At 34.2% G+C, this 20,940-nt stretch carries 16 protein-coding genes; 10 read left to right on the top strand and 6 right to left on the bottom strand.

Annotated elements, in window-relative coordinates; all coding sequences use genetic code 11:
* The first annotated feature begins 193 nt into the window (after window positions 1-193).
* The 7 genes from ACFX5D_RS12730 (at window position 194) to ACFX5D_RS12700 (ending at window position 12,084) form a co-directional block, all read left to right on the top strand.
* Window positions 194-3,238 (top strand): SusC/RagA family TonB-linked outer membrane protein, encoded by a 3,045-nt coding sequence (locus ACFX5D_RS12730; protein WP_379858559.1) that lies wholly within the window; start codon window positions 194-196, stop codon window positions 3,236-3,238.
* 11 nt (window positions 3,239-3,249) lie between these two features.
* Window positions 3,250-4,728: a RagB/SusD family nutrient uptake outer membrane protein gene (locus ACFX5D_RS12725; RefSeq protein ID WP_379858558.1), complete on the top strand. Its 1,479-nt coding sequence runs from the start codon at window positions 3,250-3,252 to the stop codon at window positions 4,726-4,728.
* 15 nt (window positions 4,729-4,743) lie between these two features.
* Complete coding sequence (locus ACFX5D_RS12720) at window positions 4,744-6,369, top strand: hypothetical protein (RefSeq protein ID WP_379858557.1); 1,626 nt, start codon at window positions 4,744-4,746, stop codon at window positions 6,367-6,369.
* A gap of 11 nt (window positions 6,370-6,380) precedes the next feature.
* A complete protein-coding gene (locus ACFX5D_RS12715; RefSeq protein ID WP_379858556.1) occupies window positions 6,381-8,009 on the top strand; it encodes a family 16 glycosylhydrolase in 1,629 nt (542 codons plus the stop codon).
* A gap of 75 nt (window positions 8,010-8,084) precedes the next feature.
* Complete coding sequence (gene bglX / locus ACFX5D_RS12710; protein ID WP_379858555.1) at window positions 8,085-10,385, top strand: beta-glucosidase BglX; 2,301 nt, start codon at window positions 8,085-8,087, stop codon at window positions 10,383-10,385.
* A 6-nt stretch (window positions 10,386-10,391) separates the two neighbouring features.
* Window positions 10,392-11,147: a glycoside hydrolase family 16 protein gene (locus tag ACFX5D_RS12705; RefSeq protein ID WP_379858554.1), complete on the top strand. Its 756-nt coding sequence runs from the start codon at window positions 10,392-10,394 to the stop codon at window positions 11,145-11,147.
* Window positions 11,148-11,499: 352 nt separating this feature from the next.
* Complete coding sequence (locus tag ACFX5D_RS12700; RefSeq protein WP_379858553.1) at window positions 11,500-12,084, top strand: RNA polymerase sigma factor; 585 nt, start codon at window positions 11,500-11,502, stop codon at window positions 12,082-12,084.
* A gap of 309 nt (window positions 12,085-12,393) precedes the next feature.
* Here ACFX5D_RS12700 and ACFX5D_RS12695 read toward each other — a convergent pair whose 3' ends face one another.
* Complete coding sequence (locus ACFX5D_RS12695; protein WP_379858552.1) at window positions 12,394-13,059, bottom strand: endonuclease III domain-containing protein; 666 nt, start codon at window positions 13,057-13,059, stop codon at window positions 12,394-12,396.
* 88 nt (window positions 13,060-13,147) lie between these two features.
* Here ACFX5D_RS12695 and bcp point away from each other — a divergent pair, with 88 nt between their 5' ends.
* The gene (gene bcp, locus ACFX5D_RS12690; RefSeq protein WP_379858551.1) at window positions 13,148-13,600 is read left to right on the top strand and encodes a thioredoxin-dependent thiol peroxidase; all 453 of its coding nucleotides are present in this window, start codon (window positions 13,148-13,150) and stop codon (window positions 13,598-13,600) included.
* 176 nt (window positions 13,601-13,776) lie between these two features.
* On the opposite strand, the gene ACFX5D_RS12685 is transcribed toward bcp, so the two are convergent.
* Entirely contained in the window at window positions 13,777-15,237 is a 1,461-nt protein-coding gene (locus ACFX5D_RS12685; RefSeq protein WP_379851583.1) for a TonB-dependent receptor, read from the bottom strand.
* A gap of 95 nt (window positions 15,238-15,332) precedes the next feature.
* Here ACFX5D_RS12685 and ACFX5D_RS12680 point away from each other — a divergent pair, with 95 nt between their 5' ends.
* Together ACFX5D_RS12680 and ACFX5D_RS12675 are read left to right on the top strand one after the other, a co-directional pair.
* The gene (locus tag ACFX5D_RS12680) at window positions 15,333-16,097 is read left to right on the top strand and encodes an MBL fold metallo-hydrolase (protein ID WP_379858550.1); all 765 of its coding nucleotides are present in this window, start codon (window positions 15,333-15,335) and stop codon (window positions 16,095-16,097) included.
* A gap of 11 nt (window positions 16,098-16,108) precedes the next feature.
* Entirely contained in the window at window positions 16,109-16,609 is a 501-nt protein-coding gene (locus tag ACFX5D_RS12675; protein ID WP_379858549.1) for a hypothetical protein, read from the top strand.
* Between the two features lie 65 nt (window positions 16,610-16,674).
* Here the strand turns inward: ACFX5D_RS12675 and ACFX5D_RS12670 are convergent, their stop codons facing one another.
* The 4 genes from ACFX5D_RS12670 to ACFX5D_RS12655 are packed head-to-tail and all read right to left on the bottom strand — an operon-like array spanning window position 16,675 to window position 20,871.
* The gene (locus ACFX5D_RS12670) at window positions 16,675-17,322 is read right to left on the bottom strand and encodes an alpha/beta hydrolase (protein WP_379858548.1); all 648 of its coding nucleotides are present in this window, start codon (window positions 17,320-17,322) and stop codon (window positions 16,675-16,677) included.
* A 4-nt stretch (window positions 17,323-17,326) separates the two neighbouring features.
* Window positions 17,327-17,653 (bottom strand): hypothetical protein, encoded by a 327-nt coding sequence (locus ACFX5D_RS12665; protein ID WP_379858547.1) that lies wholly within the window; start codon window positions 17,651-17,653, stop codon window positions 17,327-17,329.
* Window positions 17,654-17,658: 5 nt separating this feature from the next.
* On the bottom strand, window positions 17,659-18,912 hold the full coding sequence (locus ACFX5D_RS12660; RefSeq protein WP_379858545.1) for a dihydroorotase: 1,254 nt from the start codon (window positions 18,910-18,912) through the stop codon (window positions 17,659-17,661).
* A 30-nt stretch (window positions 18,913-18,942) separates the two neighbouring features.
* On the bottom strand, window positions 18,943-20,871 hold the full coding sequence (locus ACFX5D_RS12655) for a vWA domain-containing protein (RefSeq protein WP_379858544.1): 1,929 nt from the start codon (window positions 20,869-20,871) through the stop codon (window positions 18,943-18,945).
* Window positions 20,872-20,940: the final 69 nt, after the last annotated feature.

Genomic DNA, 20,940 nt, shown 5'->3' with positions numbered 1-20,940 from the left:
AACGTTAATGTTGTGTTTTTTTTTTGTTATGCAAAATTTTGTCGATCTTAATTTCTTCTTAATTTCTTCGTTTTTTTTAAAGTATCCTGAATTAATTGTAGTTTTTTTTGAATTGTATGTTTTTTGTTGTGGTTCTTTTTAATTTATTATTAAGAGTTGCTTCTAAATTTATAATTCACAAAAAACATAAATTATGAAGTCAAACTTTCTATTAATTATTTTTCTATTCCTCTCGGCTTTTGGGTATGCCCAAGGATATGATATTGGAGGAGTTGTAAAAGAGACGGGTTCTGGTTTACCGATAACTAGCGTAAACATACAAATCAAAAACGCAAATAAAGGAACAATATCTGACATTGATGGTAGGTTCACCTTAAAAGGAGTTGCATCAGGATCAATACTTGTTTTCTCTTATTTAGGATTTAAAAATTTTGAATATAAAGTTACTTTTACCACAATGAATCTTAGTATTTCCTTGCAGCAGGATTCTAAAACTTTAGATGAAGTTGTTGTAATTGGTTACGGTAGTCAGAAAAAAAGACAGGTTACCGGGGCGGTTTCAGTGGTGGATAGCAAAACATTAGAAATTCTTAAACCAGTAAAAATAGAACAAGCCTTGCAAGGAACTGTTTCTGGTGTCAATGTGACAACAACATCAGGTGCTCCAGGTGCAGCTTTGGACATACGTATTCGTGGAATTGCTACAAATGGACAAAATGGACCTACAACAATTATAGATGGATATGTTGGTGAATTAGGTTTGTTAAATCCAAATGATGTAGAATCTATTACTGTTTTGAAAGATGCACAAGCTGCTATATATGGAACTATAGGTGCAAACGGAATTATTTTGGTGACAACTAAAACCGGTAAAAAAAATGCTAAAACAAAAATTTCTTTAAATACTTATACGGGATTTCAAGAAACTTCGAGAACGCTGCCAACATTAAACGCAACAGAATACGCGTTGTTATTAAATGAAAGCTATGCTAATGGAGGAAAAGCACTTCCTTATCCAAATGTTAGTGGTTTAGGGAAAGGAACAAATTGGCAAAACGAAGTTTTTAAAACAGGTGTTCCAATAATAAGTCATGATTTGTCCATTTCAGGCGGATCGGATAAAGTTACTTATGCTGTAAGTGGTTCTCACTTGGATCAGGAAGGAATTATTGGTGGAGGTAAATCTGGTTTTTTAAGAAATACAGCAAGAGTATCTTTAGGAGCTGATTTATCAGATAAATTGAAATTAAAAACCAATGTTATTTATACTTCTTTGAATAGAAAGTCATTAAATGAGAATGGATTAGCTTCAGTACTTTTTAATGCACTAAATATCCCTTCAACTTTAACTCCTTATAATAGCAATGGCGATTTTACTTTGGCACCTACAACTGGTTTAGGTATCGAAATTATAAATCCGTTAGCTCAGATTGCTACTACTTACAATGATTATAATTTCAAAAAGCTAAACGGAAATTTTGGTTTAGATTATAAACTTTTCAAAGATTTTGTTTTATCCAGTTCTATGGGTTTTAACACTTCTAACAGCAAATCAAGAAGTTTCGCCAAGCAAGTTAATTATGGTGGAAAAGTATTTGATGTCGCTAGAAGCTCTGTTTCTCAAAATGCAATAAACGATAATGATTATTCTTTTGATATTTACGGTACATATACCAAAAAAGTAGGTGAGGATCACAATTTTGCTGCAACTGTTGGAAATACTATTTACAAACAATGGGGAAATGGTTTGTTTGCAACAGGATATGACGTTCCTAATAATTCATGGGATTTTGCAGATATTTCTTTAACAACAGGAATTTTGAATGCTAAAACTAACGGATCCTACAGTTATGACGAAAGAAGACTTTCTTATTTTGGAAGAGCACAATATGATTACAAAGGAAAATATCTTTTGTCTGCTATGGTAAGACGTGACGCATCGACAAAATTTGGACCAGGAAATAAAATAGGTTATTTCCCTTCTTTTACTGCAGGTTGGGTTATTTCTGATGAAGGATTTTATGGAGAATATAAGTTTATTAATTTCATGAAATTAAGAGGGAGCTACGGAACTTTAGGAAACGACCAAATCCCTAACAATGGTTATATTTCTCAATTAACAGGAGAAGCAACCTATGTTTTTGATGGGGCCTTAGTTAATGGTTCAGCGTCAGGACAAATCCCTAATCCAGATTTGAAATGGGAAGAGGCGAGAAAGTTTGATGTAGGTTTAGATTTGAAATTATTCAACGATAAGATATCAATTGTATCGGATTATTTTATTGATACCAGAGCTGATTTATTAATTCCTAATATACCAGTTTCAGGAATCATTGGCATAAGTGCTCCTGGTGCAAGTGCTCCAACGATCAATGCCGGAACGGTTAGAAATTCGGGACTTGAATTTTCTATTGAGTACAAAAATAAATTTTCTGATAATTTTTCAATGAGTGCAGGGTATAATGTTACTTTCCTTAAAAATAAAGTTTTAGAAGTAAACAATGGAACAGGATTTATTGAAGGAGGTTCTTTTGGTGTGGGACAACCCGCCCCTTCAAGAATGGAAGTAGGGCAACCACTAGGTTATTTCTACGGCTATAAAACAGCTGGTATTTTTCAAAATCAAGCAGAAGTTGACGCGCATCCTTCGCAACTTGCTTTAGGAGCTAATGCCGCTCCTGGTGATATTCGTTATGTAGATGTAAATGGAGATAATGTAATCGACGTTAAGGACAGAACAAATATTGGAGATCCAATTCCAAATGCAACGATGGGTTTCAACTTGCAGTTAAATTATAAAAACCTTGATTTTTCAGCTTATACTTTTGCATCTGTTGGAAATGACATGGTTAGAAATTATGAAAGAGATGTTACAGATGCTAACCATTTTAGATATGTTTTGGACAGATGGACAGGTGAGGGGACAAGTAATTCAGTTCCAAGAGTAACGACAAGCTCAACTGCTAACACTGTTTTTTCTGATTACTTTGTGGAAGACGCTTCTTATTTAAGAATCCAAAATATACAATTAGGATATTCATTGAATCCAAGATTTGCTGAAAAAGCAGGATTAACTAAACTGAGATTATATGCGGGAGTAAATAACCTATACACCTTCACAAAATATAAAGGATATGATCCGGGAGCATCTAACGGAGCGCCAATCGGGGGCGGAATCGATTATGGTTTCTATCCTATTCCGAGAACCTACATGGTGGGTTTAAATATTAATTTTTAATTTATATAACAATGAAAAAGTATATACTTATAACTATAGCAACGATAGCCATTTTCTCGACAACGATTATTTCTTGTTCTGATGAATTTGTGAATCGTGACCCTGTTTATTCTGTGGGTTCTGAAAATTATTTTAATTCAAAAACGGATTATGATAATGCATTAATTGGAGCCTATGATTTGCTGCAATCGACTTTTGTAAATGTTTTGATGGGAGAAATTGCATCCGATAACACACTCGCCGGAGGAGGTAACGCCACTGATGTGCCCGGTTATCAACAAATTGACGATATGATTCATACCCCAGTAAACGCTCAGCTAAAAAGTTTGTGGGATTATATGTTTGCAGGAGTTCAACGATGCAATTATATCCTTGAATTTAAAGATAAAACGGATTTTGTAGGAAAGAATCAAGTAATTGCCGAAGCTCGTTTTCTTAGAGCTTATTACCACTTTGAATTGGTAAAATGGTTTGGAGATATTCCTTTGAATGGTGATAAGAGATTTGCTGTTGGAGACGAAAAATCAATTCCACGTTCTTCAGTTAGGGATGTTTATGCCTCAATCGAAGCAGATCTAATTTTTGCCAAAGATAATTTGTCGTCTACAGCATCGCAAAAAGGAAGAGCGACTAAAGGAGCAGCTTTGGCATTACTAGGGAAAGCATATTTATATCAAAATAAGTTTTCACAGGCAGCAACTACTCTTGAAAGTTTGATTTCGACATCTTCTTATTCCCTCGTGAGCGATTATAATTCAATATTTGAAGATGCAGGAGAAAATGGAACGGAATCTGTTTTTGAAGTACAATACACAGATATTGAAGGCGCAGGTTTTGGTTGTTTCCAATGCAGCGAAGGTAACATTGCAGTAGGATTTAATGGACCAAGAGATTATACGGGGTCTTTATTTACATCTGGTTTTAGTTTTAATGTTCCAACACAAAAAATAGTGAATGCTTTTGAAGCAGGTGATAGAAGAAAAGCAGTGGCAATTTTAGATATCGAAGCATGGGCAGCAAGCACTGGAGCAACATTTAGCAAAGGCAATGAGCATACCGGGTTTTTTAATAGAAAATACATTCCAAGAAAAAGAAGCGCCAATGCACAAGGAGATTTAAACCTGACAAATCCTAATAATTACAGAGCCATACGTTATGCGGATGTTTTACTAATGGCTGCAGAAGCCTACAGTAGAGGTGGAATTGACGATAGCAAAGCAAAAAATTATCTGAATCAAGTACGCAGACGTGCTTTTGGAGATCTGAACCACGATATTACCGCTTCTGGTGCTGCTTTAACTGATTTTATTTTGGCAGAAAGAAGAATAGAATTAGTTGGTGAAGGTCATCGTTTTTTCGATTTAGTACGAACAGGAAAAGCAGCTCAAGAAATTGAGGGATTTAAAGCTGGGAAAAATGAATTATTCCCAATTCCAATCGAAGAAATTCAATTTGCAAACGGAAATTGGCAACAAAACCCTGGATATTAAAAAAAAAACAGCATTATGAAAAAATTAAAATTAATAATAAGTCTTTTTGTTTTAACATTCCTTTTAGGATGCTCTAACGATAGTGGTGATACTAATGTAGATGCAGTAAATGCTCCCACAAATATTTCTGCTCTGACAACCGTAACACAAGATAATTCAGGTAAAGTAACTTTTGTGCCACGTGGAGAAGGAGTAACTCGTTACGAAATTTATTTTGGAGATGTTACCGCTGCTCCAGCATACGTAAATCCGGGCGAAACAACCACGCACAAATATGCTGAAGGAGTGTATAAGGTAAAAATAGTGGGAACCACAATCAATGGCAAGAGAACTGAAGTTGTCCAAGAGGTTGTAGTTTCTTTCAGAGCGCCGGAGAATTTAGTTGCTCTTATTGAAAACGACTTGATAACATCAAAAAAAGTAAATGTTAAAGCAACCGCTGATTTTGCATTATTTTATGATGTTTATTTTGGAGAAGCAGGTAAAATAGACCCGATCTCCGTAAATAATGGGGAATCAATATCTTATGTTTATAAAGAGGCTGGTACGTATACGATCCGAATAGTTTTCAAAAGTGCTGCAATTAAAACGACTCAATATACCGTTGATTTTAAAGTTACTGCAATTAATAAACCCACTACATCTGCACCGGAACCAGGAAATAGAATTGCATCAGATGTGATTTCGATATATAGTGCCAAGTATACCAATGTAGCAGGAACAAATTATTTTCCAGATTGGGGTCAAGGAAGTCAAGGCAGTAGCTGGGCTGAAGCTGATGTAAATGGGGATAAAATGCTGCAATACATTAAATTGAGCTACCAAGGAATTCAGTTGGCTGATGGCGTTACGATAAATGTTTCTGGTATGAAATATCTTCATATGGATGTTTGGACTGCTGATGTAACAAAAATTGAAACTTCTTTGATCAGTAAATCAAATGGTGAAAAACCAGTTACTAAAGATCTTACTTCTAACCAGTGGACTAGTATTGATATTCCAATTTCGGCATTTACAAGTCAAGGATTAACAGTAGCTGATATCATCCAATTAAAATTTGTAGGTAAGCCTTGGGCGGCAGGTACAGTATTTATTGATAATATTTATTTTTATAAAGATCCAACGCAATCAACTGTATTGCCACTTGATTTTGAATCTAGTTTGCTGACCTATCCTTGGATTGGTTTTGGGGACGCAAATTATGCGGGAATTCCTGTAGCTGTAGTTAATAATCCTAAAAAAATGGGAATTAATTTATCTAATAAAGTAGTTGAAATTACAAAAACGGCAGGTGCTCAAGTTTGGGCAGGTGCCAGTTTAAATTTAGATAGCGCGATTGACTTTTCAAAGGGTACAAAAGTCTCTATTAATGTCTGGTCGCTTAAAGTGGGTTCAAAAATAGTTTTGAAAATCGAAAATTCTAAATCACCAAAAGACGGTAACGGAAATCCAACAGTTTTTGTTGAAGTTCAGGCTCTTACAGCCGTGGCTAATGCTTGGCAAACCTTGACATTCGACCTAACCACTTATGGTGCATTCAGTACAAGTATTCCTTATGATAGAGTAATCCTTTTCCCTGATTTTGGTGTTAATGGTACAGGTGAAACTTATTACTTTGATGACATTAAACAATTCAATTAAAAAAACTGAAAATGAAAAAAATAATATTAAATATAGTATCCATTTTTGCCCTTCTTTTGATGGTAAATTGTCAGGAAGATAATTTCTCCTTTGGTACAATAGATACACCTTCAAATCTTAAAGTCACGGCTGAAATTTCAGGCAAAACAGCCCTTGATCCAAACGGTGACGGTTCTGGGAAAATAAAATTCACTACGGTTGCGGATAATGCTATCTCGTACAAATATGTTTTTAGTGACGGAACTTCTGCAAGTGCTCCAAGCGGAATTTTTTTGAAAACATTTACTAAACCAGGTGTAAACATCTATACCGTTACCGTTTTGGCCTCTGGTAAAGGGGGGGTGACTTCTAATACAACTCTTGAAGTTACAGTTTTCAGCAGTTTCAAAGATGAAGAAGCGGTAAAATTTTTAACTGGAGGAACTTCTAAAAAGTGGTATTGGGCACAAACAGAAAAAGGACATTTAGGAGTTGGTCCAAATGTACCTTGGTCTGATCCTGTTTTTGGAACAAAAAATTATTACCCAGATTTTTATGGAGCTGCCGCTAACGAAAAATCGGCTACTTGCTTATACAATAGTGTTATGACTTTTTCTTTGGCAGGTGACCAAATTAAATTTAATTTAGACAATCAAGGCTCTACATTTTATAATGGCTCTATTAAAGGTGGCGATGACGCTTGTTACGCCTTAAATACTGCAGGAGATAAAGTTGTTACATTAAGCCCTTCAGAGTCTTTTGTAACTATGAATCCAGATCATCTGACCCAAACCAGAGGTACAATGATAAATATTACTGATGGTGGTTTTATGGGCTATTTTATAGGAGCAAGTTCGTATGAAATATTATCGATTACGGAGAATCGAATGGTAGTAAGAGCAGTTATGCCTGGAAATACGTTCTTAGCCTGGTACCATATATTTACGACTACTCCGCCAAATCAAGTGCCAGCAACAAATTATACAAAACTAGTTTTTGAAGATAATTTTGATACAGCTGGCGCTCCCGATCCTACAAAGTGGGCATATGACCTAGGTGCTGGAGGCTGGGGTAATGGAGAAGCACAAACCTATACTAATGCAGAAGAAAATATCATTGTCCAAGGTGGGAATTTGAAAATAACTGCTAAAAAAGCGGGTTCGGGTTATACTTCTACGAGATTGAAATCGGAAAATAAATTTGAATTTACTTATGGTAAAATTGAGGTTCGTGCTAAATTACCTACTGGAGGAGGCACATGGCCAGCCATCTGGATGTTGGGTCAGGATTATGCGACAAATACATGGCCAGGTTGCGGGGAAATAGATATTATGGAACATAAAGGGAATCAGCCTAATGTTATTTATGGAACGCTTCACTATCCTGGACATTCTGGAGGAAGTGGTGATGGAAAGACCACAACAATTACGAACGCTTCTGCTGATTTCCATGTGTATAAAGCCATTTGGAGTCCAGCAGCGGTTCAACTATTTGTAGATGACAAACTGTTTCATACTGTCGTAAACAGTAGTTCTTTGCCGTTTAATAAAGATTTCTTTTTAATTTTAAATGTGGCAATGGGAGGGACTTTTGGAGGAGCCATTGACACCGCCTTTACGCAATCCTCTATGGAGATTGATTATGTGAGAGTGTATCAATAGAAAGAATATATAATGTTTTAAATCTAAAAAGGCCGGTTCTTTATCCGGCCTTTATAATTTATTCAAAGAAGACAAATGAGAAATAATTCCCTGTTAGCATTATTCGCTATTGCAACTTTAATTATATCTGGTTGCAGTAAAAAAATCACACAATCTTCTACTGCTTTTTCAAAAGAAAACATATTAGAAAGAAAAGTGGACTCTGTTCTGAAGCTAATGACATTAGCCGAAAAAGTGGGTCAACTTAACCAATACAATGGCTTTTGCGACATAACCGGACCAACTCCTAAAGAAGGTCAAGCTGCAAAAAAATACGACGATCTTAAAAAGGGATTAGTGGGATCTATGCTAAACGTAAAAGGAGTTAAAGATGTAAAGGCATTGCAAAAAATTGCTGTCGAAGAAACGCGATTGGGAATCCCGTTACTCTTTGGGTTTGATGTCATTCATGGATATAAGACCATTAGCCCGATTCCATTAGCTGAATCTGCTAGTTGGGATATGGAAGCCATTAGGAAATCTGCTGCTATTGCAGCCGAGGAGGCAGCATCAGTAGGACTTAATTGGACTTTTGCGCCTATGGTTGATATAGCACGCGATGCCCGTTGGGGTAGAGTTATGGAGGGTGCAGGTGAAGATCCGTATTTAGGAAGTAAAATTGCAGTAGCCCGTGTCAAAGGTTTTCAAGGAGATGATTTAGCCGCTACAAATACTATTTTAGCTTGCGCCAAACATTTCGCTGGTTATGCTTTTGCGGAAGCGGGAAGAGATTACAATTCAGTTGATGTAAGTGAAACTACGTTGCAGAATACTATTTTTCCTCCTTTTAAGGCAGCTGTTGATGCAGGAGTAAGAACATTTATGAATTCCTTTAATGAATTGAACGGAATTCCCGCAACAGGAAACCCATTTTTGCAAAGGCAAATATTAAAAGGTGATTGGAAATTTGACGGTTTTGTAGTTTCGGATTGGGGTTCTATAAACGAAATGATTTCACACGGTTATGCTAAAGATAATAAACAAGCAGCTGAAATAGCAATCAACGCTGGTTCCGATATGGATATGGAATCCAGTGCTTATGTAGAGCACTTGGTAACATTGGTTAGGGAAGACAAAGTAAAAGAAAGTCTAATTGATGATGCCACAAAAAGGATTCTGAAAGTGAAATTCGAGTTGGGTTTATTTGATGATCCTTATAAATACTGTGATGAAACCCGCGAAAAAGAAACAGTTGGAAAAGCTGAATTCCAACAAGGGGTTTTAGATATAGCCAAAAAATCGATTGTGCTTTTGAAAAATGAAAAAGAAGTATTGCCTCTAAAAAAATCAGGACAAAAAATCGCGTTGATTGGTGCATTGGCTAACGATAAAACAAGTCCTTTAGGGAGTTGGAGAATCGCCGCTGATGATAATTCTGCCGTTTCAGTACTGGAAGGATTGCAAAATTATAAAGGAAACCAATTGACTTATGCAAAAGGTGCCGATGTAGCAGTTGGAAGAACGCAATTTATTTGGGAGACTAAAATCAACATGACGGACAAGAGCGGATTTGCAGAAGCAATTGCCGTTGCAAAACAAGCTGATGTGGTGGTTATGGTTTTGGGAGAACATGGATTGCAATCCGGTGAAGGTAGAAGCAGAGCTGATTTAGGTTTGCCTGGAGTACAACAAGAATTGCTTGAAGCCATTTTTAAAGTCAATCCTAATATTGTCTTGGTTTTAAATAATGGTCGTCCATTAGCAATTCCGTGGGCAGAGGAACATATTCCAGGGATTGTTGAAGCTTGGCAATTAGGAACACAAAGTGGTAATGCTATTGCACAAGTGTTGTACGGCGATTATAATCCAAGCGGGAAATTACCAATGACTTTTCCTAGAAATGTGGGACAAGTGCCTATTTATTATAATTATAAAAATACCGGAAGACCAATAACGAATGAACCAGAAAGCGTTTTTTGGTCGCACTATATTGATGAAAAAAATACGCCTCTATATCCATTTGGTTACGGATTGAGTTATTCAAAATTTGAATATTTTGATTTACAATTAAGCAATAGCTCTTTTTCTAAAAGCGGAAAAATTGAAGTTTCAATTAAAGTAAAAAACTCAGGGAGAGTTACAGGGAAAGAAGTGGTTCAATTGTATATAAGAGATTTGATAGGAAGTATAACCAGACCAGTTCAAGAACTTAAAGGTTTTGAAATGATCGAATTGCAACCTAATGAAACAAAAAAAGTTACTTTTACTATTGATGAAAAAACAATTGAGTTCTTTACAGCCAAATTAAAGTGGGAAGCGGAACCAGGCGATTTTAAAGTTTTTATCGGCGGAAGTTCGGCAAAGACTATTCAGGGTAATTTTCAATATTCTAACTAAAGCAAAATGAAGAAAATTTTAATGCTATTATTTATCGGGCATTTATGTTTGGCACAACAAACAAAAAGAAAACTAGTTTGGGAGGAGAATTTCAGTGGAAACACTTTAAACGAAGAAAGCTGGAATATTGAGATTGGTGATGGCTGCCCTAATTGTGGTTGGGGAAATAACGAACGACAATTGTACACGGATACAAATCATAAACTGCTAAACGGAAAACTTGTTATCATAGCCAAAAAGGAAGGAAACATATATACATCAACTCGAATAACGACAAAAAATAAGAAAGAGTTTCAATACGGTCGTTTTGAGGCACGAGCTAAATTACCTGTTGGTCATGGTATTTGGCCAGCTTTTTGGATGTTAGGCTCAAATATTAGTGAAGTTGGTTGGCCTAAATCTGGTGAAATTGATATATTAGAATATATAGGAAGGGAACCTCAGATGGTATTTACAACCTTGCATACGCAAGAAAGTCATGGAAATAGTATTAATACTAAGAAAACAAAAATCTCGGATATTGAAAAAGGTTTTCATGTTTACGCTTTGGATTGGTCAAAAAACAAAATGGATTTTTTTATAGATGATTTAATAGTTTATACTTTTAATCCGGCGATTAAAGACGGGAATACTTGGCCATTTGATCAGCCCTTTTATTTTCTTATTAATTTGGCTATTGGAGGAAATTTTGGTGGGCCAAAAGTCGATGATACTATTTTTCCGCAAAAGTTTTACATTGACTATGTAAGGGTTTATCAATAAGATTTTTAAGAGTTTTTGTTGATGATAAGACTTCATTCTATATTATCATTATATTTCTTGTTAAATAGGTTTTTCCGATATGTTTTTTTACAACTTTTAAATGTTACTTTTAAGAAAAGACATTAATGAGTTCGTAATAACGGTTATAACAACTGTTTAACTTAAAGTAATACTTTAAATTTTAACATATTTATCCTTTAAATGTTAATTTTTCTTAATTTTATTTGCTTCCTAAAAAAAATATTTGCTAAATTTGATGCATACAATAACACTAAACAATATTAGCCTATACTATAACACTACTTTTTAGAGAAATTTCTCCAATTTTAATTAACAACTAAAAGGTATAACTATGGCTAATACACAACTTCCCGATGCTTTATTGGTTCAGGATTATGTTTCCGGTAATGAAAATGCCTTGGCTGCATTAATCAAAAGACACGAATCAAAAATTTATGGTTTTATATATTCTAAAATCTCTGATAGAGATATTTCGAATGATATTTTTCAAGATACTTTTATTAAAGTAATCAGAACTTTAAAATCAAATTCTTATAATGAAGAGGGGAAATTCCTACCTTGGGTAATGCGTATTTCACATAATCTTATAGTTGATCATTATCGAAAAACTAAAAAAATGCCAATGTTTAGAGAAACAGAGGAATTTTCTATTTTTTCAATAATGTCTGATGATTCACTTTCGATAGAAAATAAAATAATTTCAGAACAAGTCGAGATGGATATAAAGCGATTGATTGAAGAATTGCCTGTCGATCAAAAAGAAGTTTTGGTAATGAGGATGTATCAGGATATGAGTTTTAAAGAAATTTCCGAGATAACTGGCGTAAGTATAAATACGGCTTTAGGGAGAATGCGTTATGCATTAATGAATATGAGAAAAGTTATCGATAAGCATCAAATTGTTTTGACTAATTGACAATAAATAGAAACTTGCTCCGTTGTAATATAAAAATAAATTTATTACAATATGGCAAAAATTTACTCTAAAAAATCATTAGTTACGAAGACGATGAAACCTAGTAAAGAAAATATTTCTTTTTTATTGAGTTATTCAAAAGCGTTAAGCATAATAAAAATTAAAGATACAAGTTTCGAAATAATAGCTAATTAAAAACAAACCCACAAATGCGGTGGATAATATTGCATAGAAAAAATTCAAGATTCCTTTTTTTAGGATTTGAATAACCAGATTCCACTAGTTTTATTTTGAAATTAGTGGAATCTCCTATTTAGATGAGGTGTATTTTTTGGTGTAATCTTCTAAAACGGTCTTCCTCCCTATTGTTTTAGTTATAATATCCTTTTCTAAATCCCAGCCGCGAGCTTGCGAATATTCCCTTCCGTACCAAATAATTTGTAGGTGTAAATCATTCCATATTTCCTCTGGAAAAATACGTTTGGCATCTTTTTCTGTTTGAACCACATTTTTCCCATTCGTTAAATTCCATCGATACATCAGTCGGTGTATGTGTGTGTCAACCGGAAAAGCTGGAACTCCAAAAGCCTGAGACATGACGACGCTTGCGGTTTTATGCCCCACAGCGGGTAATTCTTCCAGATATTCAAAACTCTGAGGTACTTCCCCACCATGTTTGTCAATTAAAATATGGGACAAGCCAAGAATTCCTTTCGATTTCATTGGTGATAAGCCACAAGGACGTATGATTTCCTTTATTTCTTCTACCGCCATTTTTATCATATCATACGGATTATCGGCTTTGGCAAAAAGTAAAGGTGTAATTTGGTTGACCCGAACATCCGTACATTGTGCCGAAAGCAAAACTGCAATCAGTAATGTATAAGGATCTTTATGATTAAGGGGGATAGGAATCGTTGGGTATAATTCATTTAACGTATTTATAACAAACGTTACGCGCTCTTGTTTATTCATTATTCATTAAATTTGATCTGTAAAGAAAACAAATTTCAGTCTCATTTGCAAAATTCAAAATTATTCTATTCAAATAAATCAAAAAAAAATGACAACATTAAAAAAAGGAGATAAAGCTCCCGACTTTTCTGGTCCAGACCAAGACGGAAAATTACATCAATTAGCAGATTATAAAGGAAAAAAATTAGTTGTTTTCTTTTATCCAAAGGCAAATACGCCGGGTTGTACCGCCGAGGCATGTGATCTTAGAGATAATTTTGAGCGTTTCAATGCCAATAATTTTGAACTTCTGGGTGTAAGTGCTGATGCACAAAAGGCTCAGGCTAAGTTCAAAGAAAAATATGACTTTCCGTTTCCATTATTGGCTGATGAAGATAAATCTGTAATTCAGGCTTTTGGTGTCTGGGGTCCCAGAAAATTCATGGGAAAGGAATATGACGGAATCCATAGAACTACTTTTGTAATAGATGAAAATGGAATTATTGATGAGGTAATTTCGGATGTAAAAACTAAAGTACATGCTGCTCAAATACTCAAGTAAGTGATAAAAAGCAGTTTTTAGTTTTAAAATTTTAGAATGAAATGACACAAAAAATGCCCAGAAAGGATAGTTTAGTATCATTTTTCTGAGCATTTTTATTAGTATCTGAATTTGGTTTTCCAGTTATTTCCGCACTATCTATCTGATAACTGCGAGTGAGTACGGATAACTATACATTAATTGCTGATTTTTAATAGTTTATTTGGATCATACCCAAAAAGTTGATGTTCCTTTATGATTTCTGCAATTCCAGAAGGAAGCATAGTTTCCCAGCCTGGTTTTCCATGGTTTATCATGTTTAGCACTTCTCGCGAGAATACTTCTAGGATGTCTGGATCATAATCAACAATATCAACAACTTTTCCATTGAACTTGAAGAATTTGTATAGTTCTTTCATTCTAGGATGTACTTTCAAATTGTCTGAGGTAATAATTTCGCCGTTTTCACCAATCATAGGATATAAGAAAACTTTCATATCACGATAAAATAATTTTCCAAAAGCTTCCAGAATTCCACCGCTTAAATGACGATAGTATTTTTCATCAAAAATATCAACCAAGTTATTTACACCCATGGCTAATCCCATTCGTGCTTTGGTATAATTGGCAAAATATTCGACTACTTTATAATATTCCTGGAAATTAGAAATCATTACTGTTTGTCCTAACGAGCAGAGTAATTCAGCTCTATCCATAAAATCTCTCTCATCGATTTCACCGTCTGAACGTAAATTTGATAAGGTGATTTCGAAAATTACAAGCGTATTTTCTTCATCAACTTTATTCTCGTTTAGAAACATTTTTAATGATTTCTCATACATGTCCATGTTCACTTTCGTAACGGGACGAAAGCTACCTCTAAAAGCGAGAATATTTTTTTTATACAATATGGCAGCAGGAAGGATATTTTTCCCATCGGGATTAAACATCACCGCATCCGTCATCCCATTTTTTACTAGCTGTAAACTCATCAAGCGATTGTCTACTTCTGCAAAACGCGGCCCTGAGAAATTGATGGTATCTATTTCCAATTGATCCTTGTCTAGATGGTCATATAAATAACGCAACAATCGTTTTGGGTCGTTGTATTTGTAATAGGCTCCGTAAATAAGATTTACACCAAGAATACCGAGGGTCTCCTGTTGCAATCGAACATCGGTTTCTTTAAAGCGAATATGAATTATAATTTCATTATAATCTTCATCTGGTTCAATTTGATATCGAATACCAACCCATCCGTGTCCTTTAAATTGTTTTGCAAAATCGATAGTTGCTACAGTGTTAGCATAGCTGAAAAACATTTTATTTGGATGTTTCTCTCTACTTAATCGTTCTTCAATTAATTGACCTTCGAAGGTTAACATTTTTTTTAGTCGGCTTTCCGTAACATAACGGCCATCTTTCTCTATTCCGTAAACGGCATCACTAAAATCTTTGTCGTATGCTGACATTGCTTTTGCGATTGTACCCGATGAACCTCCAGCTCTAAAAAAATGTCTGACAGTTTCTTGTCCGGCACCAATTTCGGCAAAAGTTCCGTAGATGTTTTCATTCAGGTTAATACGAAGTGCCTTGTCTTTTGTAGAAGGAATTTGCTCGATGACTTTGTCACCTTTTAGTTTTATTTCAGTACCCATTTTATTTTAAATATGGCTAATATGTTACAAAGTTAGTTAAAATGGTTTTTAATGAAGGAGAAATAAACCTATTTTTGTAAAAAATTATGATACCGTTGAAGATATATTTTTTAGGCACAGGAACATCACAAGGAATACCTGTTATTGGCAGTAATCATTCGGTATGTAAAAGTACTGATTTTAAGGATAAAAGGTTAAGAGTTTCCGTTTGGATTTCTTGGGCCGATCATTCTTTCGTAATCGATTGCGGACCTGATTTCAGACAACAAATGCTTTCGTCAAACTGCCACAAAGTAGACGGAATCCTGTTTACTCATGAACATGCAGACCATACTGCAGGTATAGATGACATTCGTCCTTTTAATTTTAAGCAAGGCGAGATACCTATTTATGCGCATCAACGCGTAATTGAAAACTTGAAAAGACGTTTCGATTATATTTTTGAAACCAAAAATAGATACCCGGGAGCACCTTCTGTGAAAACGATTGAAGTAGTCAATAATCACCCATTTTCTATTGGAGACAAAAAGGCAATTCCTGTAAATGTCATGCATGGAGATCTTCAGGTTTTTGGCTATCGAATTGATGATTTTGCTTATTTGACAGATGTGAAAACAGTTGAAGAAAGTGAAATCCAAAAACTAAAAGGTTTAAAAGTTTTGGTTGTAAATGCTTTACGGGAAGAACCACATAATACACATTTCAATTTGCAGGAAGCCTTAGATTTTATTGCTTTGGTTCAACCTCATAAAACGTATATCACTCATATTAGCCATATTCTTGGGTTTCATGAAGAAGTACAAAAAAAACTGCCTGAAAACGTTTTCTTGGCTTACGATAATTTACAAATTACGATTTAATACCACTCAAAATGAAAAGATCATTAATGCTCTATCTTATTATTCTTATTATCCTGATGAATATCTATACGTATATGTTTCTCAGTAAGGAAGTAGCTTTCGAACAGGATAGATATACAAAATTCACTACGAAGTTGAAAGACAGTTTGAATTCTGTTACCAATAAACTGGCTGATGCTAACTATTTCTCTTTAGCAAAAAATGAAAATGCTCAAAATTATTTTGATACCGGAAGCGGTGAAAAAACGATTCAATATGAAAAATTAATTCCAGTTGTAACGGAGAAATTACTGGACTATAATTCAAATCCAAAAGGGAATCCTTATACCGGTCAAGATCAAATTGGGGCCAATAAATTTATTATCAATAAAGTTAGAATTCTAAATCACCGATGGATTATTGCTGATTTTAGTGATGGAGAAATATGGGGAGAAGTTTTATTGAAATACTTTGTCAATGATGATGAAAGTATTGCTTTTGAAGTAAATCAATCGTTGCTGTATCAAAAGTAAATCTAGTATTTCGTTGCAGTTTTCAGTGTTCAAAAATACCGAAAACTGCAATTCAATTCTGAATGCTAATTTTCAAGAAGCCAATTTTTAAAGTCATAAAAATTTTGTGGTGCTACACCATGACCTACTGGATATTCTTTGTAGGTAGAATTTACTCCTAATTTCTCCAAAAATGGTTTCGTTTTTCGTGCCCATTCGACTGGAATAACCTGATCAACCGTTCCATGTGAATGAAATATTTTTAGTTTCGAAAGATCATTTATCAAGTAATTTTCTTCTAAAATTGGTTCACTTACATAACCGCTTAACGCAACAACTCTTTGTACTTTATCAGGATGCGATAAGGCTATTGCATAACTTAAAATGGAACCTTGGCTGAAGCCAACCAAGGTAACGTTTTTAGAGTCTATGGGATAAGTTTGAATTAATTCATCAATAAATTGAGCTATTAAATCTCTTGAAATTTTTGCCTGTTCATGATCTGAAAATTTATTTTCATCAGCATCAAAATTGATGGAGTACCAAGCATACGCACCATATTGCATGTTGTACGGAGCTCTCGCTGAAACTATATAATATTCATCTGGAAGTTCTGTAGCAAATGAAAATAAATCTTCCTCATTGCTGCCGTAACCGTGAAGTAAAAGCAAAAGAGGATTTTTGTCTAATTTTATTTTTGGTTCTCGTATTTTATATTCTAAAGATAATTTCATTTTATTATGATATGTTTGAAAACCATTTTTGAAAATAAGCCCCTAATAATGGCATTGGTTTTGTCTCTCCTTTTATAGCACTAAAAATTCCGTATGACCATAAAACAGAAACAAAAACCCACATTGGTGCAGAAATTAATAAACTGTCAAAATTGCTGATAATCAATCCTAATGAGATAAATGTTAGTGTAATTCCTAATCCTTGACGAATATGAAAAGAAGCAAAAGTATTTTTGTCTTCTGAGTTCATTGACATTGCTATAAAAACACCAATACCTAAAATATAACTTGTTATGGCTGCTGTTTTTCCTGCCTCGATCGTGTTGTTCATTTTTTTTATGCTAAAATTATTTTTTTTTGATTCACAATTCCATAGACTTTTCCTTTGATTTCCATTCCAAGAAAAGCAGAATTTTTTGATTTTGATAAGATGTTCGATTTGGTAAAAATACTTTTCGGTTCCGGATTGAATAAAGTTAGATTCGCTTGTAAACCTTCGTCGATGGAGTTACTTTCTATACTGAAAATAGCTTTTCCTGCAGTCAATTTTTCGATTATAGTTTCTAATGAGATAACCGTCATTAAAGCGCCAAAAGCACTTTCTAATCCTATTGTTCCATTTTTTGCGGTATCAAATTCCATTTTTTTATGCTCAATATCTATCGGGTTATGGTCTGATGTGATCATGTCAATGGTTTCGTTTTTTATTCCTTCTAGTAATGCATTTCTATCCGTTTCTGTTCGTAATGGTGGCGAAACTTTGTATCTGGTATCAAATCCTTTTAATGTTGAATCGGTTAAAACCAAATGATGCACAGCTACACTACAAGTTACATTCAATCCTTTGGCTTTAGCTTCTTTGATTAATTGCACTGATTTTGCAGTTGAAATGGTTGGGATATGTAATTTTCCTCCCGTATATTCTAGTAAGAACAGATTTCTTGCTATTTGTAATTCTTCGGCAAGATTAGGAATTCCTTTTAGTCCTAATTGAGTAGAAACAATACCTTCGTTAGCGACTCCGCTTCCTTTTATTTTCTCGTCTTGAGCAAATGCGATCACCAATCCATCAAAATCCTGCACATATTGCAACGCTATTTTAAGCAAATTGGCATTGTCCAAGCTTTTCGTATAATCGCCAAAAGCAACAGCACCCGCTTTTTTCATGTCGTATAATTCCGCCATGTCTTTCCCTTCGCTTCCTTTGGTCAAAGCACCAATTGGGAAAAGTTGAGTGGCGAATCCATACGCTTTGTTCAATACAAAATTGACTTGTGACTGGTTGTCAATAATAGGGGAAGAGTTGGGTTGCAATGCAATTGCAGTAAAACCACTTTTTGAAGCGGTATTAAGCCCGTTTTCAATAGTTTCTCTGTCTTCGTAACCAGGTTCTCCAAAGGAAACGCTGCTGTCAAACCAGCCTTGCGAGACATGTAAATTATATAGTTTTATCTCTTCAGCATTTTCTGAATTTGGAAGAGATTTTCCAATTTTTTTTATAAAACCATCAACAATTAAAATATCTAAAGTCTGGTTATGAAAAGGACTTTTTGAATCAATAATTTTTGCTTCTCTGATGATTATTTTCATAAGTATTTTTTAATTATTTGAACTTCGTTTCTATTTTACGAATCTTATAATTGCCATTTCCGCTAGTAGAAATAACAGCGCAAAGATAACAAACCATTTCCAAATTTGATTATCGGTTTTGTTAGTTTGTAAAGTATCAAAAAAGGTTGATGTAGAATCGATTATTTTGTAATCGGAAAGAAGGTTTTCATTGGCTTCAGCCAAATCACTTTCTGTTCTATTGAAATTGAAACTGATGTTTTCCAGCCACTCTTTTTTGTTATATATTTCAAAGTTTCCAGCCTGCTCCGGATAGTCATTGAAATTTATTTTAATCTTATTATTGAGGATTTGTTGAACCGGTATAAATTGTTCTTCGATACCTTTGACGGTCAAAATATCGTCTTTGTTTAATGAAGCGTTAGTTAGATGTGGATTGTTATTTCCTATTATCAAAGCATTTATACTGTTGTTTTGATTGTTTAATGCCATCTTGTAAAAAGTAGGAACAATTAATGGAGATTGCTGGAAATTTGAATTTGTAGTATTAATTGGAGCCGAGAAAATATAAACGCATGAAATAGGATTCTGTATTGCTGTCAAGAAAATACTGAGGTCTTCATAAGACAATGCAGCAGGGCTTGAGCTGGATAATACAAATGATTTTTTTGTTTTTGGATATTGAAAATTGTTTACCTTATTCTCAAAAACGGAGTTGAATAACGGATGACTGAAATTAATTTTAGTGATTAATTTTTCTGTGTTTTCTAAAGAATTGAATTTTACGTTGCCAAAATTCATCAAAAATGCATTCATATTTGCACTTGTGGATGAAGTCGATGGAATTACAATAAGATTACCTCCTTTTTCTACAAATGATTTTAATGTGGTTTGCAATGCTTGCGGGATTTCATCCAATTCATTTAAAACAATGGCATCTTGATCTTGCAGTTTATTGTAATCCAATGAGCCAACAGTGAAGTTGTTATAGACGAATTCGTTATTGGTATATATTCTGGATAAAAAAGTACTTTTTTCAGCTTCTCCAATACTGATGACGTTAATTTTTTTGGTTTTGGAAATGCTGAAATAATACGTGTTGTCATACGCTAAACCATTGTCAACTATTGAAACATAACCGTGAAAAGTTTGTTTGGGTATTGTGAAAAAGATACTTTTTTTCTTAGTTTCAAAGTTTACTGTGGTCTTCGCAATGAGTTTGTTTTGATTGTATAATGCAATTGGAATAGCATTAATGTCTTCACCGTAAGCCTTTAATTCAATGCTAATTTCGTAAAAATCATCAGATGCTCCCTTGATGAAAACACTGTCAATAGAAACATTGTTTTTTTGCTCTGCTTTTGGAATTATAAATTTCAGAGAATTGATTGCGTCACTATTTTTAAGTTGTTTTTGGTTTAAACCAATGGCATCCGTAATTATTACAACATCTTTTTTGAAAGCCGATTTACGAGCTTTTAGCTGTGCCATTATGTTGTCTAATTGAAATGGTATGGCGCTGTATTTAAGTTTCTGTAAGCTATTGTGAATAGATTTTATATCTGTGTTCCAATAATTTCCAGAATTGGTAAGTAAAGAAAAATGCAGATTTTCAGGAGTTTCTTCCAGTAGTTCCTGGACGGCACGTTTTAGTAATTCTCCCTTTTTTCCTTTGGCTTGCATGCTAAAGGAATTGTCCAGAATAATATACATTTCATTGGTGGCATTTTCCTTTTCTTTTGCCTTAAAAGTGGGTTGTGCAAAAGCTATGATGACACAAGAGAGAAGTAATAAACGAGTGCTGAGAAGTAACCATTTTTTTATTTTGGAACTTTTTCTGGTTTGTATGGACAGTTCTTTTAAGAAACGAACATTGGTAAAATATTCTTTTTTGTAACGACGTAATTGAAATAAGTGAACCAAAATTGGTACAATCAATAGCAATAGAAAGTATAAAATTTCGGGATTTTTAAAATACATTCGGATGTTGAGTTTACGTCACTTTATTCGGTTTTTCAATGTGTTTCATTGAATGCTATTAGTCAAAAA

Source organism: Flavobacterium fructosi (assembly GCF_042787335.1).
Lineage (GTDB): Bacteria > Bacteroidota > Bacteroidia > Flavobacteriales > Flavobacteriaceae > Flavobacterium > Flavobacterium fructosi.
This window is presented reverse-complemented; position numbering and strand designations above follow the sequence as displayed.

Excerpts from the sequence above, each read along its gene's own strand:
- ACFX5D_RS12730 (WP_379858559.1), top strand. The coding sequence starts at position 194 with ATGAAGTCAAACTTTCTATTAATTATTTTTCTATTCCTCTCGGCTTTT.
- ACFX5D_RS12725 (WP_379858558.1), top strand. The coding sequence starts at position 3,250 with ATGAAAAAGTATATACTTATAACTATAGCAACGATAGCCATTTTCTCG.
- ACFX5D_RS12720 (WP_379858557.1), top strand. The coding sequence starts at position 4,744 with ATGAAAAAATTAAAATTAATAATAAGTCTTTTTGTTTTAACATTCCTT.
- ACFX5D_RS12715 (WP_379858556.1), top strand. The coding sequence starts at position 6,381 with ATGAAAAAAATAATATTAAATATAGTATCCATTTTTGCCCTTCTTTTG.
- bglX (WP_379858555.1), top strand. The coding sequence starts at position 8,085 with ATGAGAAATAATTCCCTGTTAGCATTATTCGCTATTGCAACTTTAATT.
- ACFX5D_RS12705 (WP_379858554.1), top strand. The coding sequence starts at position 10,392 with ATGAAGAAAATTTTAATGCTATTATTTATCGGGCATTTATGTTTGGCA.
- ACFX5D_RS12700 (WP_379858553.1), top strand. The coding sequence starts at position 11,500 with ATGGCTAATACACAACTTCCCGATGCTTTATTGGTTCAGGATTATGTT.
- ACFX5D_RS12695 (WP_379858552.1), bottom strand. The coding sequence starts at position 13,059 with ATGAATAAACAAGAGCGCGTAACGTTTGTTATAAATACGTTAAATGAA.
- bcp (WP_379858551.1), top strand. The coding sequence starts at position 13,148 with ATGACAACATTAAAAAAAGGAGATAAAGCTCCCGACTTTTCTGGTCCA.
- ACFX5D_RS12685 (WP_379851583.1), bottom strand. The coding sequence starts at position 15,237 with ATGGGTACTGAAATAAAACTAAAAGGTGACAAAGTCATCGAGCAAATT.
- ACFX5D_RS12675 (WP_379858549.1), top strand. The coding sequence starts at position 16,109 with ATGAAAAGATCATTAATGCTCTATCTTATTATTCTTATTATCCTGATG.
- ACFX5D_RS12670 (WP_379858548.1), bottom strand. The coding sequence starts at position 17,322 with ATGAAATTATCTTTAGAATATAAAATACGAGAACCAAAAATAAAATTA.
- ACFX5D_RS12665 (WP_379858547.1), bottom strand. The coding sequence starts at position 17,653 with ATGAACAACACGATCGAGGCAGGAAAAACAGCAGCCATAACAAGTTAT.
- ACFX5D_RS12660 (WP_379858545.1), bottom strand. The coding sequence starts at position 18,912 with ATGAAAATAATCATCAGAGAAGCAAAAATTATTGATTCAAAAAGTCCT.
- ACFX5D_RS12655 (WP_379858544.1), bottom strand. The coding sequence starts at position 20,871 with ATGTATTTTAAAAATCCCGAAATTTTATACTTTCTATTGCTATTGATT.